9 protein-coding genes are annotated in these 16,646 nt (G+C 65.7%); 3 read left to right on the top strand and 6 right to left on the bottom strand.

Translation table 11 applies throughout. The annotated features are described in order from the left end of the window. Window positions 1-23: 23 nt before the first annotated feature. Complete coding sequence (locus DD559_RS03880) at window positions 24-1,037, bottom strand: polysaccharide biosynthesis/export family protein (RefSeq protein WP_368389678.1); 1,014 nt, start codon at window positions 1,035-1,037, stop codon at window positions 24-26. Window positions 1,038-1,325: 288 nt separating this feature from the next. On the opposite strand from DD559_RS03880, the gene DD559_RS03875 reads away from it, so the two are divergent. Next, the gene (locus tag DD559_RS03875; protein WP_240610110.1) at window positions 1,326-2,948 is read left to right on the top strand and encodes a glycosyltransferase family 2 protein; all 1,623 of its coding nucleotides are present in this window, start codon (window positions 1,326-1,328) and stop codon (window positions 2,946-2,948) included. 92 nt (window positions 2,949-3,040) lie between these two features. Beyond that, window positions 3,041-8,785 (top strand): autotransporter outer membrane beta-barrel domain-containing protein, encoded by a 5,745-nt coding sequence (locus DD559_RS03870; protein WP_133243769.1) that lies wholly within the window; start codon window positions 3,041-3,043, stop codon window positions 8,783-8,785. Window positions 8,786-8,861: 76 nt separating this feature from the next. Here DD559_RS03870 and asd read toward each other — a convergent pair whose 3' ends face one another. Beyond that, the gene (gene asd / locus DD559_RS03865; RefSeq protein ID WP_116468024.1) at window positions 8,862-9,713 is read right to left on the bottom strand and encodes an archaetidylserine decarboxylase; all 852 of its coding nucleotides are present in this window, start codon (window positions 9,711-9,713) and stop codon (window positions 8,862-8,864) included. A 349-nt stretch (window positions 9,714-10,062) separates the two neighbouring features. Between asd and DD559_RS03860 the strand changes: the two genes are divergently transcribed. Then, complete coding sequence (locus DD559_RS03860) at window positions 10,063-10,470, top strand: VOC family protein (protein ID WP_116468023.1); 408 nt, start codon at window positions 10,063-10,065, stop codon at window positions 10,468-10,470. Here the strand turns inward: DD559_RS03860 and DD559_RS03855 are convergent. From DD559_RS03855 to DD559_RS03840, 4 genes are read right to left on the bottom strand one after another with little or no spacing between them, the layout of a single operon-like run. Next, entirely contained in the window at window positions 10,458-11,861 is a 1,404-nt protein-coding gene (locus tag DD559_RS03855) for an MFS transporter (RefSeq protein WP_240610108.1), read from the bottom strand. The genes DD559_RS03860 and DD559_RS03855 overlap by 13 nt on opposite strands. Beyond that, window positions 11,845-13,530 carry a GMC oxidoreductase gene (locus tag DD559_RS03850; RefSeq protein ID WP_116470697.1) on the bottom strand — a complete coding sequence of 562 codons (1,686 nt, stop codon included), beginning with the start codon at window positions 13,528-13,530 and terminating at the stop codon, window positions 11,845-11,847. Before DD559_RS03850 ends, DD559_RS03855 begins: the two co-directional genes overlap by 17 nt. Before the next feature lie 14 nt (window positions 13,531-13,544). Beyond that, on the bottom strand, window positions 13,545-14,177 hold the full coding sequence (locus DD559_RS03845; RefSeq protein WP_116468022.1) for a gluconate 2-dehydrogenase subunit 3 family protein: 633 nt from the start codon (window positions 14,175-14,177) through the stop codon (window positions 13,545-13,547). Between the two features lie 59 nt (window positions 14,178-14,236). Beyond that, on the bottom strand, window positions 14,237-16,540 hold the full coding sequence (locus tag DD559_RS03840) for a TonB-dependent receptor (protein ID WP_116468021.1): 2,304 nt from the start codon (window positions 16,538-16,540) through the stop codon (window positions 14,237-14,239). Between the last annotated feature and the right edge of the window lie 106 nt (window positions 16,541-16,646).

The raw sequence follows: 16,646 nt of genomic DNA, 5'->3' as shown, positions 1-16,646 counted from the left end.
GCGTGGGCGCTCCCCTTTTTCGATCAGTTCTTCAAGGTCTGGGCCGCAGCCGTCACCGTTACCAGCGGCGTGAACAACTGGCTGATCAGCTGGAACATCCGGGCCGGCTGATTGGCCGCGGCGTTACCGAAATACAGCACGTCGCCATCGCGCATGGTGAATTTCTGGGCCAGGAAGTACGAGCCGGCGGTCATCATGTTGAGATGATAGATGACGGGTGCTTCTTCGCCCTTCCCGTCGCGCGCATACCGGAACAGGAAAAGCGCGGCCGGGTCGCCATAGTTCACGTCCACACCGCCCGCGGTGGCGATCGCTTCGGCAAGCGTCACGCTCGAACGGGGAAAGGGCAGTTGCTGCACCCGTCCCGATGCACCGAGCACCGAGAAGGATCGCGGCGCACTGACCAGCATGAACCGATCGCCCGGTGCAGCCCGCACATCCAGCGCGGGGTTATCGATCAGATCCTCCAGCCGGTAGTCCACGGTATTGCCGCCGCGGGTCACCCGCAGGGCCAGGTCGCGCGCATTGCCGCGATAGCCGCCCGCCAGCGCGACGACATCGGTGAGCGTCTCGCGGTTGGTTTGCAGCAGCATCCGGCCCGGCCGCGCGACCTCCCCGCCGACGATCACCGTATTGGTGAGCGGCTGGGCGATCGTCACCAGAACCTGCGGGTTCTGCGACAGGCGGCGCAGCGCCCGCTGGATCATCAGTTGCACATCGGTAACCGTGCGCCCCTGCACATGAAGCGTTCCGGCATAGGGAATGCTGATGTCGCCGGCATCGTTGACGCGGCTGGGTGGCAGCTTCTGCACCTGCGCGCCCGGCGTGCCCGCCAGCAAGGCCTGCCCCGGCATCGCCGCGGCACCCGAGCCGCCGGCGAACAGGGTCACGCCGGCTTCGTAGATGTTGATATCCAGAACGTCGCCGGGGCCGATCAGATCGGTCGGGGCAATCGTCGCCTCGGCCAGTTCGGCCGATTGGCGCGGGTTCGACGCGGCGGGGATATCGGCCGCGGAGCGGACTTCGACTACCGTCATCGGCAGCCCCTCCGGCGGCGTTGCCACCGATTTTTCGAGCTGGGTTCTTGTAGGCCCGCTCTTCGGAAGCGTGGCACAACCTGCCAGACTCGAAAGCAGTAGGAAACCAACGGCACTCTTGATCTGCATTTCGATACCAAACTCTGCTGCCCGACGCCCCGCGCGGCGCCTTAGCACCGACGAACGAAATGCCACAAGCGCCGGCACCGCCGATCGCCCGCTTATGGGTAACGGCACGCAGCAGCGCAATCCGGTTGCCTGCGAAAGGCAAGCTGCTATCGCCACAAGGTGACGTATCGATCGAAAGAGCGGTTTCTCGGGCGCAAGCTGGCGCTCGCAACTGCCACCCTGCGGGTGCATCTGGATGCGTTCCGTATCGCGCCCGCCGCCTATGCGGCAGCAACCTGGTGGCGGATCAGGGGCAAACGCGTCCGCTCCAAGGCGCGCTTTTCGATGCTGCTCAGCCGCTCGCCAAATGCCTATCGCCTGTGGCTGCTACGCCGCCGTGCGCTTCCGCCTCCTGTGCCGTCGGCATCGGAAAAGGTTGCGATCGTAGCGCTGGTCGACGCGCGGGGGGAGGCAGACGCGCTGCGCCGGACAGTGGGCAGTCTCCGTGCGGAAGGAATCCCCTATTACGTGGTGGGAGACGCGCGACATCCAACGGTCGCGCATGCCTTGCGAGAGATCGCCTGGGAAGCGCAGCCCTGGTTGCTGCCGATCATGGCCGGCGATCGGCTCGCCGACGGCGCTGTCGCGGCCTATCGTGCGGCGATTCCCGCCTGTGCGGCCGGCGTCCTGTATGCAGACGACGATCTTGTGACCCGCGCGGGGAAACGTCGCAGCCCGCATTTCAAGCCACAGTGGAACGCGGAGCTTTTTGAACATTTCGACTTTCTGACCGGTGCCTGTGTCCTTCGGCTGGATCCGGCGGCGGTCGACCGCTTGTGCCTCGACGGCGACTGGGCGGCCGGCCTGGTTCGGGCGGCTCTGGCCGGCGGCGGGGCGTCCCACCTGCCCCGGATCCTGCACCACCGACACGCCCGGCCGGCACCGTGCCGACCGGCGCCAATCGTCGGCAGCGTCCGCGAAATGCCGCCCGTTTCGGTCGTGATCCCCACACGCAACCGACACGATCTGCTGAAGACCTGCCTGGAAGGCCTGTCGCGGACGGCGTATCCCGACATCGACGTCATCCTCGTCGACAATGACAGCGACGATCCCGACACGCACGCCTTTCTGGCCGCAATCGCGTGCGACGGGGTACGCGTGCTCCACCATCCCGGGCCGTTCAACTATTCGGCCATCAATAACCGCGCCGTGCGGGAAACGCGCGGAACGATGCTGTGCCTGCTGAACAACGATATCGAGATTCTCGCACCGAACTGGCTTCAGCATCTTGTCGTTCAAGCGCTGCGCGACGAGGTGGGCGCGGTCGGCGCGCAGCTTCACTATCCCGATGGCCGCATCCAGCACGCGGGTGTCGTACTGGGTATTTGCGGTGGTGCTGCCCATGCGCATCGGCTGGTGCGGCCGGAAGGGGAAGGCTATTTTCATCGCCACGCCCTGCCGCAATTCGTTTCTGCGGTAACCGCGGCTGCGATGGTCGTGCAGCGGGACCGCTTCCTTGCGGTCGGCGGCTTCGACGAGCAGGAATTTCCCGTCGCGTTCAACGATGTCGATCTGTGCATGCGGCTGAACCGGCGCGGCTGGCAATCGCTGTACGAACCCCGCGCGCAGCTTCTCCACCATGAATCGGTGTCGCGCGGATTCGATCGGGATCCGGCCGGCGCTGCGCGGCTGGCGCGGGAAATGTCGGCTCTTCAGCGACGCTGGGGGACACTGACCTATCTCGACCCGTTCCATCATCCCGAACTAAGCCGCTACAGCGAAACCTTTGTCGTCGGACTGTAAGGCACCGATCGGCGCCAGTGCGCTGGACAAGATGCAGTCGCTGTTTCAAGAGAAAGCCGACCAGCTGATTGACCTACTGGGGGGGGGATTTCGTGATTAAGACTTTTGCGGCGGGGCGTAGCCGCCGCTTGTCGTACGTGCTCGGCACGAGCGTGCTGGCATTGGGCGTCGCGACTTCGTCTGCACATGCGCAGTGCACGCCCGACCCAACCGTCGCCAGCGAGACGACGACGTGTAGCGGCAACGACACCGATGGCTTGGTGGTGACCACCAACGGCAGCACGGTGGTGGTAGCGGATAGCGCGACGACCGGCCAGCTCCGCGTGAACATCCCGGCGGTGCCGGATAGCTACCAACGACGCCTGGCAACTATCAACGTGATCGGTCACGTCAATGGCGGTTCGCAGAGCGGTATCGTCGTCCAGCCGGGACCAGCCTCCGCCAACACCTATGACTTTTACGGTACCTTGGCGACCATCAGTGTGGCGGCCGGCGCGCAGATATCCGGGGTGAACGGCGTGGTCGCCGACGGAACGGGCAACAGCTACAGTCCGGCGCTCGCCTCGATCGACAATGCCGGCAGCATCACCGGCACCAGCGGCATCGCGTTGCTGGCGATCCGCCCGGATCGTGGCGGGTTCCTGTCGATCACCAACGCTGCGAGCGGAACGATCGGCGCGATCAGTGGCGGTGTCGGCACGCTGGTCAATGCCGGCACGATCGACGGCGACAGCCGGTCCGCCATCGATCAGACGACCACCTATAACAGCCGCCTCGGTTTCGGAGACTGGACCAACAGCGGCACGATCCGCGCCAACACGTCCGCCGCGACGATCAACCAGCTGTCGCAGCTGCAAGCGGTCACCAACAGCGGCACAATCACCAACGCCGGCAGCGGCGCCGCCATCCAGGGCGACCACATCCAACTCACCAACCTGGCAGACGGGCGCATCTCGACCGCAGGCCGTGTCGCCATAGGGACAGAGACGGCGCTGACGCTGGTCAATACCGGCACGATCGTGGGCGACGTCACGTCAAGCCAGGGATATGGAAGCTATTTCAGCAGCTCGGTCGATTCTACCGCGGGGCAGATCATCGGCAACGTTGCCTTCGGCAGCGGCAACGACACGATCTATGCGCGCTACGACGGCACCGCCACGCTCGTTACCGGCGTCACCGGGACGATCGACGGCGGCATGGGCACCAACAGCGTGGTTCTGGCCCCAACCAGCGACGTCCGCGTCACCAGCGCGGTCACCCTGCCAAGCAGCTTCCAGCGGCTGCGGCTCGCCCCGGGTGCCGGCGCCACGCTGACGCTCGGCGACGGCTTCGTGGCGCCGGGCGTCCTCGAAATCACCGGAGCGGGTACGATCGTCAACGAAACCGCCCTGCGGATCAATGATCAGGCCTTTGTCCAACCCTATACGCTGAGCAGCGGCACGCTGGTCAACAAGGGCACCATCCAGGCGACGGTTCCCACCTTCTACTATGCGCTCGACCTCAATAGGTCGAACCTCACCAATAGCGGCCGCATCGAATCGAGCGGCAACGGCATCAATACCGCCGGCACGATTTCCAACAGCGGGACGATCGTGGCGCGCGACACCGCCGTCCGGCTGTTCGGCGAGGGCTTCGACAACAGCGGCACGATCCGTTCCACTGCCGGGGTCGGCGCCGTGCTCGACGGAAACACCTATTACACCGCCACCAACAGCGGCCGGATCGAAGGCGCGACCTATGGCGTCGACATCGGCTATGTGCTCAACAACAGCGGCACGATCGCTGCAACCGGCGCCGGCACCGCCGTTGGGCTCAGCTATTACGGCGTGCTCAACAACCTCGCGGGCGGGGTCATCAACGGCGGCGCTTATGCCGTCACCGGCAAGGATCCCTATGGCTCCACGACGGTCGACGCCGGTGGCGTGTTCAACGCCGGAACGATCAACGGCGACGTCACTTTCCTACCGACGAACGGCACCGTTCCCTACTACAGCACCAGCAACACCTATGTCGCGCTGCCCGGCGGCGTGCTGAACGGCAACCTCACGCTTGGCAGAGGCGACACGCTGGTGACCGATCTGGTCAATACCGGCCCGGGCAGCTTCGCCGGCATTACCGGCACCGTCACTGGAATAGACGCGCTGCTGCGCTACCGCGTGTCGGGCCAGCAGAGCGCAGTGATTGGTGCGGTAGGTCCCTTCGCCACCACCGGCTACGAACTCGTCGACAGCGCGACCCTCACGCTGACAGCCGCCACCGCGCAGAACAATACGCTCGTGCTAGCCGGCAGCGGTATCGTGGACCTGAACGCCAATGTCACGACGACCAATGCGACCACGCTGCGCGTGGTCAGGGCTGCGGCTATCACCAGCCTGCAGCCCAGCAGCGGTACCAACGGCCTGACATTGATCAATCGCGGCACCCTTACCAGCACGATCACCGATTATTTTGGCGGCGGCTACGGCGTGGTGTCGATGTACGGCAAGAACACGCTGGACAATGAAGGCACCATCCGCGCGCTCTATACCGCCACCAACGGCGGCTCGAGCTACAACGCAGCCGTGGTCGGCGGCGATGCGCTGATCAACAACGGCCGCATTGAACTCGACGGCAGTTACGGCACCAGCGGAGTTCGGTCGGTCACCAACAACGGCACGATCGTGCAGACCGGCACGCGCGACTCCTACGCGATCTTCGATGCGGGCCTGGTCATCAACAACGGCACGATCCAGACGACTGGCCCGGCGATCACCGGCAATTATGGCGGAATCGTCATCAACGCCGGTACGATCGCCTCCAGTGGCGGCACCTTCGGGCAGGGCGCCATTAATCTTTATGCCGGTCGGGTGAACAATGCCGGCGCCATCCAGGGCAATGTCGTCCTGGGTAGTCAGTCGATCTATTTCTCGAACGGCGGCACGCTCACCGGCAATCTCGATCTCGGCTATGGATCGATCTTCCTGCAGTCGGGGGAGACGACGGGCGTCAGCGGGAAGATCACGGCAAGCGACAGCGCCTATGGTCGCGCATTGGCGGCGAGCGGTTCGGTAGCGATCGGGCCCGCCCCGACGAGCGGCTTTACCAGCGCTGCGGTGGCGGCGCTCGGCAGCGACACCATCCTGACGTTGACCGGCGTCGATACCGCCTTCGCCGACGTTGCCGTCATGGGGAACGGCAGCGTGATCAGCCGTGCGGCAATCGCGGGATCGGTTTCTCTGACCGGCGGGAGCACGCTGTTCGGCGATGACAATACGGGCCCGGTCGCCAGCTTCACCAATGCCGGAACCATCGGGGGTACGGTCTACGGCTTGGTTGCGGCGATGGCGAACACTGGCACCATTGGCGGTTCAGCCCTGACCGGTCCAGCCGTGACCGTGTACAACGATGCTGCGCTATCCTTCGTCAACAGCGGCCGCATCGCGATGGGCTATCGCGGCACTCCCATCGTTGTGCTGGGTGCTGTCGATGCGCTTGCCGCGTCGAACAGCGGCACGATCGAGGGCGGCTTGTTCGCCTATACCCGCTTCGCCAAAACGACTGCCACCGGCACGGTGACGATCGCCAACAGCGGCGCGATTCGTAACGACGCCATCGACGTCGCCGCAACGGGGCTGGTCGTGAACGTGGACGGTAACCGGGGTGCATCCGGCACCGTATCGCTGAACAATAGCGGTACCGTCGTCGCAACGGGAAGCAGCGCCACCGGAGTCAATCTCAGCATGGACCCGGACGATCAGGTGATAACGTTCACCGTGCAGAACAGCGGCAGCATCGCCGCAACAGGTACGTCGACGGCTCAGAACGCTATGGCCGCGTTGGGCATCAACTTGGCGGGGAAAGACGCCAAGACCACCGGCACCATCACCAACCAGAGCAGCGGATCGATCACCGCCACCGGCACCAACGCCGTCGCAGTCCTGGCAAGCGACACGGTTCTCACCCTGAACAATGCCGGCCGCATCGCCGCCAGCGGCACGGGCGCGGCGGCGATCGTCGCCAATGGCAGCAGCACGATCACGCTCACCAACACCGGCACCATCACCGGCGCGACGTTACTCAGCGACGGTGCCGATCTGGTCGAAAATGGTGGCAGCATGGGGGCGCTGTCGCTGGGGGCGGGCAACGACCGCGTGGTGCTGCGGGATGGAGCAATCAATCCGCGGATCGACGGCGGTGCTGGCGACGACCGGCTGGAGATCGCCGGCACCGCCAGCGGCGCGGCGATTGCGCTGGGCGACGTCGCGAATGTCGAAGCGCTGCGAATGAGCGGCGGCTTCGCAACGCTTTCCGGCACCGCCGCCTTTGCCGACGTGCAGTTGAACGGTGGCCGCCTGGTGGGCCTGGCGGGTTCGACCATTGCGGCGAACACGATCACGGTTGCCACCGGGGCAACGTTCGGCTCGGCCGGAACGGTGAACGGCAATGTCGCCGTCGCGGGCACGCTCAGCCCGGGCGCCTCGCCGGGAACGATGACGGTGAACGGCAATGTCGCGCTGGCGGGCACGTCGACCGCGCTGTTCGAAATCACCCCAACCATATCGGACAAGCTCGTCGTCAACGGCACGGTATCGATTGCGAACGGCGCGACGTTGCAGATCGTGCAGACGGGCAATGTCACCCCCGGCACCTTGTTCGATCTGATCACCGCGAGCGGCGGCATTTCCGGCAGCTTCAGCACTATCCAGACGGGCGGCGCAGGCTTCGGCCTGTTCTCGCAGAGCGGAGGCCGCATCCGTGTGATGTCGACCTTCGTTGCCGCCACGGGCTTTAGCGGCGCGGCGCGGCAGAGCCTGGACTATGTCAACGGCGTGCTGCTGGGCGGACGGGCGGCGCCGGCGCTGATCGCCGCGGCCCCGCAACTGCTGACAGGTACTGGCGCCAGCGACGCCGCCGCCTTCGTGCGTATTACGCCGCAAGCCTATGCCGCCACCCGGCAGATCAGCATCGAGAATGGCCTCACGCTGGCCGATGCGGCGCGCGGACAGGCCTTTGCGCCAGTACGCGAAACGCCGGGGCTGTTCAGCTTCGCGAGCGCGCTGGGCGGTACGCGGACGCTTGAGGGCGATCCCACCGGGGGCGTGGCGCGCACCACGACCAACGGCTATGGCTTCCTGGCGGGCATCGGCTTCGGCGATACCCGATGGTCGGTCGGCGCCTTTGGCGGCTATATGAATAGCCGGCAGACCCTCGCCGATCTGGGCGCCCGGACGAATGCGGACGGCGTTGTGGCCGGGGTGCATGGGCGTGTGCGCTATCGGGGCGTCGGCCTCAAGGCGACGATCGCCTATGACGGCGCGCAGGCGGACACCCGCCGCGTGCTGCCGGTGGGCAGCGCCGACGGCCGCTATGATCTGCGGGGCTGGACGGCGGATGCCAGCATCGACACGCAACTGCGGTTGTCCGGCGGCTGGTCGCTGCGGCCGGCAATCGGCGCGACGGCGATCCGCACCACCCGCGAGGCGGCCGTCGAGCAGGGCGAAAGCCCGCTCGCGCTGACCGTGGCGAAGCGGCGCGACACCGCCGTGTTCGTCGATGGCGGCATCACCTTCGCCGGTGCCGCGCAGGCCGGCGCTGCGGGGTCGATCCGGCCCTATCTGACGCTTGGCGCGCGCTACCAGATTCGCGGTCGCGTGCCCTACGCGGCCGCCGGTCTCGCTGGCGGCGATATCGCCCTGCTCGGGGAAGGCGCGACCCGAGCCTCCTTGCTTGCCACGGCCAAGCTGGGCGCCGATGTCGTGCTATCGCCCAGGCTGGCGCTGTTCGCCGTGCTGTCGGGCGAAAGCGGCGATGCGGACCACCGCGCAGCCGCTCGCGGCGGCGTCCGCCTGGCGTTCTGACGTCGGACAAGGCCCCGCGCCAGATGCGGGGCCACCCGTCCTTGGGCTGGGGCGAGGTAGGCCCCGCCCGACGCCATCAGGCTCGGTGATCGCCCATGCGCTCGCCGAGCCGTACCGGCCGTTCCGGCGCCCAGCTTTCCTCGAACGTGATCGCGCCCTGACGGAAGAGCAGCACGACCGTCGAGCCGAGCAGGAAGCGGCCCATCTCTTCCCCCTGCTTCAATAGGATGTCCCGATCCGTATAGACCCATTCGCCCAGCGCATGGGTACGCCGCGCATTGACGATGCCGTGCCACGCCGTCGCCATGCTGCCGACGATGGTGGCACCGACCAGCACCATCGCGAAGGGACCATGCTCCGCGCTGTCGAACAGGCAGACGACGCGTTCGTTGCGCGCGAACAGATTCGGCACCCCCCGCGCGGTGACCGGGTTCACCGAGAACAGGCTGCCCGGAATGTGGATCATGCGGGTCAGCCTGCCCGTGCAGGGCATGTGGATCCGATGATAGTCGCGCGGCGAGAGGTAGAGGTTGGCGAAGCTGCCGTGCCGAAACGCAGCGGCCAGCGCAGGATCGCCACCGAGCAATGCGGTGGTCGTGAAGCGATGGCCCTTGGCCTGGACGATGTGGTGGTCGTCGATCGCCCCCACCTGGCTGATCGCGCCGTCGACCGGGCAGACGAAATCGGCGCGCGCCAGCGGGCGGACGCCTTCACGCAACGGGCGCGTGAAGAAATCGTTGAAACTGGCATAGCCGGCGATGTCCGGAATTGCCGCCTCGCCCATGTCTACCCCATATCGGGCGACGAAGCGGCGGATCAGCCATCGCGTCATTGGCCCACCCCGCGCGCGGGCGACCCGACCCGCCAGAAGGGTGAGGCGCTGTTTCGGCAAGGCATGTTGCAACAGGACGGCAAGGCGTTCGGACATATCGGCCCCTTAAAGTGCCCCCCGCTGTAGCAGCCGATGGCGCTCGGGTGCGAGCCTCTCCTGCGACACGGACGGCGATCGCCCACGCCCTGGTCAACCTGCTCCCAACCACATTTGCCGCCCCCGGCCGGGAATACGAAGGACCGGCGCGCAGCACCCCGGAGGAGAAGGGCGGGACCATGCCCAGGCGCACATCGATAATAGCATAATTCGATTATTATTCAGTATTTTAAATAATATCCCAGCAAACAGTGCCGTGAAAAACACCCCGCCTCCGCTCAAGAGCGCCCAAACGGACACTCGATCTATGTGACGAAGCTTCGTATCTTGTTGGGACGGGAGAGAAACGATGTCCGCTGGGAACCAGACCCCCTTTCATCTTGAGGCGCTTGATCACATCGTTCTCCGCGTTGCCGACGTGGAGCGGAGTATCGGCTTCTATTGCGACGTCATCGGCTGCACCGTCGATCGACGGCGCCCGGAGTATAATCTCGTGCATTTGCGAGCGGGCGCGTCCATGATCGATCTTGTCGGAAACGCAGGGCGCGCGGGCGTTGGTGACAATGTCGACCATTTCTGCCTGCAGATTTCACCGTTCGATGAGGCGGCACTCCTCGCGCACCTCGCGGGGCAGGGCGTTGCGACCGAGCCGCCGATCGCGTCGCGTTATGGTGCGCAAGGCACCGGTCGATCGCTGTATCTTCGCGATCCCGACGGGAACCGCGTCGAACTGAAGGAGGCGCTTCAGTCCGCGTAGATGCGCGCGGGAAGCCGCGCGGCCATCACGGCACCCATACCTAGCAGCACGATGACGACGACGATCGACGGTATCAGACTATGGGAATCCGACAGCCGGAAATAGGCGGCACCGACCAGCGCGACGCCGGTCACCCCGCCCATCTGCTGCACCGTCTTGATGATCCCGCTCGCGGAACCCGCGTCGGCACGATCGACTTGAGCAAGGATCAGCGGCGTCGCCGGGCCGCTGCTCATCCCCATGCCGATTCCCGCGGCAAGCAGCACCGGCACCAGCAGCGCGAGAGACAGACCAGCGCTCTCGATCCAGGCGAGCGACGCCCCGGCACAGAGCCCCAGCAGGCTATAGCCGACCACCAGGATCCATTTTTCGGCGCGCCGCGCCAGCCGCCGGCCGATCAGGCCCATGCCCAACATCACGCCCGCGCTGAACGGCATGTGGATCAATCCCGTCTCGAATGGCGAGAAATGCGCCACCCGCTGCAGGGCATAGGCAAACAGGAACAGGAAGCCGGTATTGGCGGCCGAGAAGAGCAGCAGTAACATGATGCCGGTTCGGAACAGGCGATTGGCAAGCAGATGCGGTGGGAACAGCACCGCACCGCCCCGCGCCGCTCGGCGCTTGAGCCGCGACCAGGCAAAGAACAGCAACGGCAAGCCCGCCAGCAACAGCCCAAGCAAAGGCCCGTGCAGCCCGTCCTTCTCCGCCTGCAGCAGCGGAAAGAGCAGCGCCAGCATCGCAGCACCGAAACTCAATGTGCCGACAAGATCGATCCGTGTCGAGGCATCCCGCCGGCTTCGCGGCAGCGTCCACCATCCAGCAACCAGCGCAACGACGCCGATCGGCATATTGATCAGAAACACGCTCCGCCAGCCGAGCCCGCCAATATCGGCGGCGATCAGGAAGCCGCCGAGGATAGGTCCGGCGATCGACGAAAGGCCGCCGATAACACCGAACCAGGCAAGCCGCCCGATCCGCTCGACAGGCGCGTAGAGCTGCTGGATGACCGCCAGCACCTGCGGCGCCATCAGCGCGCCCGCCCCGCCCTGCAGCACACGCGCAACGATCAGCGCGTTACCATTCGGCGCAATCCCGCAGCCGAGCGAGGCAAGCGTGAACCCGGCCACCCCGATCAGGAACAAGGTCCGACTGCCGAACAGATCGCCGAGCCGGCCGGACAGCATCAGCAGCAACGCGTACGGCAGCACATAGCCCGCCACCACCCACTGGGCGAACGCGCCCGATCCGCCGAACTCCGCCTGGATCGAGGGCAACGCCGTGTTGACGATCGTCACGTCGACGATCTCCAGCACCAGCGCGATGATCAGCGTGAAGAAGGCGAGGCTCTTCTGCCGCTCGGTGAGGGGGGCGGGATCAGAGCGTGCCGGCACGCAGCTGCTCGACGGCGTAGTTACAGGCCCGCGCCGTGAGCGCCATATAGGTGAGCGACGGGTTCTGGCACGCCGAGGAACTCATCTGCGCGCCGTCGGTGACGAACAGGTTGGGGATGGCATGCGCCTGGCTCCAGCGATTGAGCACCGAGGTGGCCGGATCCCAGCCCATCCGCGCGCCGCCCATCTCGTGGATCGCGGTGCCCCCCGGCCCCGGCCGATCGAAGCCAAGGATCACATGGCCACCCGCCGCGGTCAGCATTTCGGCGGCGTCGGCCTTGGCCTGGGCGAGCGCCGCCTGCTCCTCCTTGCCGAACGCAAAGGCGATGTTGAGCTGCGGGATGCCGCGACCGTCGGTCTTCACGGCATCGAGGGTCAGGCGATTGGAGGCGCGCGGCACGCAATCGGCGAACCCGACCAGCACCATTTTCCACGGTCCCACCTGGCGCAGCTTGGCCTTGTAGTCGGCGCCGATACCGGCCTCGCGCTTGCCGGCGGTCCAAGTGGATTGCAGCGCCCCGCCCTGGAACGAGAAGCCGCGGGTGTGGCCGATGCCGTCCATCACGTCCAGATTGCGGTAGCGGGGCACGATCACGCCGGTCGGGCGGTTGCCGAAGGTCGTATGCGCCTCGAACCCCGGCATGATCGCCATGGCCGACAGCGTGTTGGCATGATCCATGATGTGCGTGCCGAGCACGCCGCTTTCGTTGGCGAGGCCGTGCGGCATCGCCTCGCTCGCCGAGTTGAGCAGCAGGTGCACCGAATTGAACGCGCCGGCATTGAGGAACACGATCCGCGCCGAGGCCGCGCGCCGCCGGTTCGAGGCGGTGTCGATCCAGCGCACCCCGGTGACGCGCCGGGTGACGGGATCATAGTCGATCTTCTCCACCACCGCGTCGGTCACCACCGTAAGCCGGCCGGTCTTCTGCGCGGCGGGCAGCGTCGACGACTGGGTGGAGAAATAGGCGCCATAGGAGCAACCGCGCGCGCAGATGCTGCGATACTGGCACTGCGCCCGCCCCTCCTCGGGCTTGGCCTCGGTAAGGTTGGCGGTACGGCCGATCGTCAGGCGCCGGCCGGGGAATTTCTCCGCCAGCACGCCGCGGACATGCTGCTCGACCACGTTGAGTGCCATTGGCGGCTGGAACTTGCCGTCGGGCAGCTGCTTCAGCCCCTCCGCCGCGCCCGAGACCCCGATGAAGCTCTCGACATGATCGTACCAAGGGGCGAGATCGGCGTAGCGGATCGGCCAGTCGGTGCCGTGCCCGTCGCGCTTGTTGGCGCCGAAATCATAGTCCGACCAGCGATAGGATTGGCGCCCCCAGGTCAGCGAGCGCCCGCCGAGCTGGTAGCTGCGAAACCAGGTGAAATCGGTTCCGTCCGCCGTCGCGTAGGGATTTTCGCGGTCGTTGACGAAATGGCCTTCGGTGAACTCGGTGAAATGCCGGTTGAGCATCTGCACCGGATAATCCTGGCGGTAGCGCGCCGTGTCGCCGATCCCGCGGAACGGCATTTCCCAAGGCGCCTTGGTCTCGGTTTCGTAATCCTGCTGGTGACGGATGGCGCGGCCGCGCTCGACCATCAGCACGCGCAAGCCCGCCTCGGTCAGCTCCTTGGCCGCCCAGCCGCCGGTGATGCCGGAGCCCACGACGATCGCGTCGAATTGCATCGCTTCCCCCGCCATCAGCCGAAATCCACCGCAGTCCAGTCGCTGGACCAGGCGTGGGTGGCCGGCGTGCGCGGCAGGTCCGGATCCCAGCGGCCGGGCACGAGTTCGTAGTTGAGTTCCTTCGATCCGCCTACCTCTGACGTGTAATAGCCGGTGAGGATCAGGCCCTTGATCGTCCGCCAGGGATGGGAGCGGACGCCCTCGCCAAAGGCTTCGCCGTCCAGCGCCTGGAGCGCAGCGATGCGCCGGGCGGGATCGGCCTTCTGGAAATCACCGGACGCGCGCTGGTCGAGCTGCGTCTCCAGCCAATCGAGATGGCGCAGCGATCCGTCGCGCCGCTGGAAACTGGCGAGGTTGGGCATCGCATCCGCGGCGAGCGGCGCGCGCGATCCCTCCAGCCCATGGGCGAGCGCAAGGATCACGAAGTCGCCGACGCCGACATCGCCGGCCCCGGCGGTATCGGTGCGCGGGATCACCAGCTGCGACACGCCCGCGATCATCGCACGTTGGCGGTCGCTTGGCTCGTCCGAGGGATCGAGATCGGCAAAATGGGCAACTGCCGCGGGGATGCCAACCGCCATCGCAAGCAACGCCGCCCCACCGAAGAAATCGCGACGGCTCCACCCCGCCGCCTGCCGCTCCGCCATCCTTGATCCTCTCCCACACGCACAGGGTTTGGGGCGACAGCGCGTGCCGCCCCGCCCGATCAGAAGTCGATGCCGAGACGAACGCCATAGGTCCGCGGCGGCGTGAACTGCCAGTTGTAGATATTGGCGACTCCCGGCACCACGGTGTTGCCGGCATAGGCAATCAGGCGATAATTCTCGATGTTCCGCACGAACGCCTGCACGCTGTAATGCTTGTTCGCCGGCTTGTACTCGAGACTGAAATCGCTCTGCGTGTGGCCGATCTGCTTCGAGTCGTTATAGTTGTAGAAATCGAGGTAATAGTTTCCTTTATAGCGCGAATAGGCCGAGGCCGTGATCGTGCCGGCACCGCCAAGATCGAACACATGATCCCAGCCGACCGAGACGATCGCGTTGGGCGCCTGGGGCAGACGGTTGCCGCCGAGGTCGACCGTAGGCGGCGTGGCCGGCACGTTGCCGTTGGTAAAGGCCGCGACGCTCGCCTGGAACTTGCGGTAGGTCGCGTGCATCAGGTTCACGGCCAGCGAAATCGTGTCGGCGCGACTGGGATGCAGATTGGCCTCCGCCTCTACCCCGTAGATCTTGGCGCTACCGGCGTTGAAGGTCTGCGCACCGACGACGGGATTGAGCAGCACGTCGTTCTGCAGATCCTTGTAGTCGTAATAGAAGCCCGCGACGTTCAGCGTGTTGTTGCCCGCGAAGCGCAATTTGGCGCCGCCCTCATAGGCGGTGTTGTTTTCCGGGTTGAACGTCTTGCCGGTGCCGTCGAAGCCACCCGCCTTATAGCCGGTCGAGACCTTCGCGTAGAGCAGCGTATCGGCATTGGGCTTGTAGTTGAGACCCGCCAGCCAGGTGAACTTGCTGCCCGAATAATGGAGCGGGGTGCTGGCGGAGGGCTGGTTGGTCAGCTCGATCGGACCGCTGTTGAACGCGAAGAAATAGTTGGTGAAGGTCGCGCTGCGTATGTCATGCGTGTAGCGCGCGCCGCCCACGGCGGTGAGTTGGGTAGTGAGCGGCACTTCCACCTGCGCGAAGCCCGACACGCTTTCGCTCAGCGTCGGATGGCGGAAATAGTTCACATAGGAGCCGTTGGGGCCGATGAACGGGCTGTAAAGGCCGCCATTGGTGTCCTGCTTCTCGCGGAAGTAGAAGGCGCCAGTCTGCCATTCGATGCCGTTCACATTGCCGTTGAGGCGCAACTCGTGGCTTTGGGTCTTCACCCGGCCGCCGAAATTGGTGAAGGCGAAGGCCGGCGACAGCGTGTTCTGCCCGGTGTTCTTGGTGCTGCGATAGCCGCCCGTATAGGTGAGCGTCGCGGGGCCGAAATCATAGGCGACCCTTGCACGCGCGGCGGTCGAGATCTGGTGCAGCGAACCCACACCGATCAGCGGCGAGGCATAGTTGCTGCGATCGATCTTCGACAAGGTGGTGGTGTTCTTCGGCACACAGCCGACGCCGCCCGGCACGGTATAGGCCGCCGCCCAGCCATTGGCGCAGCTGGTAGTGCTCGAACCCGGATTGTTGGCGGCGCTCGCCATGTCCTGCCAGGCCTGGGCGGCCGGGATCAGCGTCTGCTCGACATGCTCCACCGCCGCATCGATGGTGAAGCCCGCCGCCGGCTTGAGGCGCAGGCTGACACGGCCGCCACCGGTATTGTCGGTGTCGCTTTCCGCGGTCTTGCTGGGCGTGAACGCCGGAGTCGGGCTGAACGGCGTATTCGGATGCGTGGTATACCCGTCGTGCGAGCGGTAGAAGCCGGCGACGCGCACTCCGCCGACATCGCCCAGCGGCACGTCGACACCGCCGTCCACCAGCACCTGGTTGTAGTTGCCATAGCTGGCCGAGGCGTTGACCGCGAAGGTATCGCCCGGCTTGCGCGTGATGAAGTTCACCGCGCCACCGGTCGAGTTGCGGCCGTACAGCGTCCCCTGCGGCCCACGCAGCACCTCGACGCGGTCCAGGTCGAAGATCGCGGCGTTCAGGATGGTCGGGCGGTTGATATACTCGCCGTCGATATTGACCGCGATCGACTGGTCCTGCGCCTCGTTGTTGGTCAGCGAGCCGACCCCGCGCACCGAAACGCGGGTGTTGTTGGTGTCGTTGGTCACCTGCAGCGCGGGCGAGACCTTCTGCACCGAGGTGAAGTCGGTGACCCCCTTGTCCTTCAGGGCATCGCCAGAGATTACCGAGATCGCGATCGGCACATTCTGTACGCTCTGTGCGCGGTTCTGCGCGGTGACGATGATCTCGTCGGTGAGCTGCGGATTGTCCTGCGGTGCGGTCGGCGCCGTCTGCGCCTGCGCAATTCCGCCCGCCAGCGCACTGGCGCTCGCCATCAGCACGAGCACGGTCCTGCCGTTCATGATCTCTCTCCCGCTCTCGATGGCTTTGTGCCACCTGAAGTAAAATATGCGTTCTAAAAAATCGCGTCTGCTGGTCGTTGTCAAGCGGATTCGAATGGCCGTTCGC

Source organism: Sphingomonas pokkalii (genome assembly GCF_003096275.1).
GTDB lineage: Bacteria > Pseudomonadota > Alphaproteobacteria > Sphingomonadales > Sphingomonadaceae > Sphingomonas > Sphingomonas pokkalii.
The sequence above is the reverse complement of the archived record's forward strand: the minus strand, read 5'-3'. Positions and strand labels throughout refer to the sequence as shown.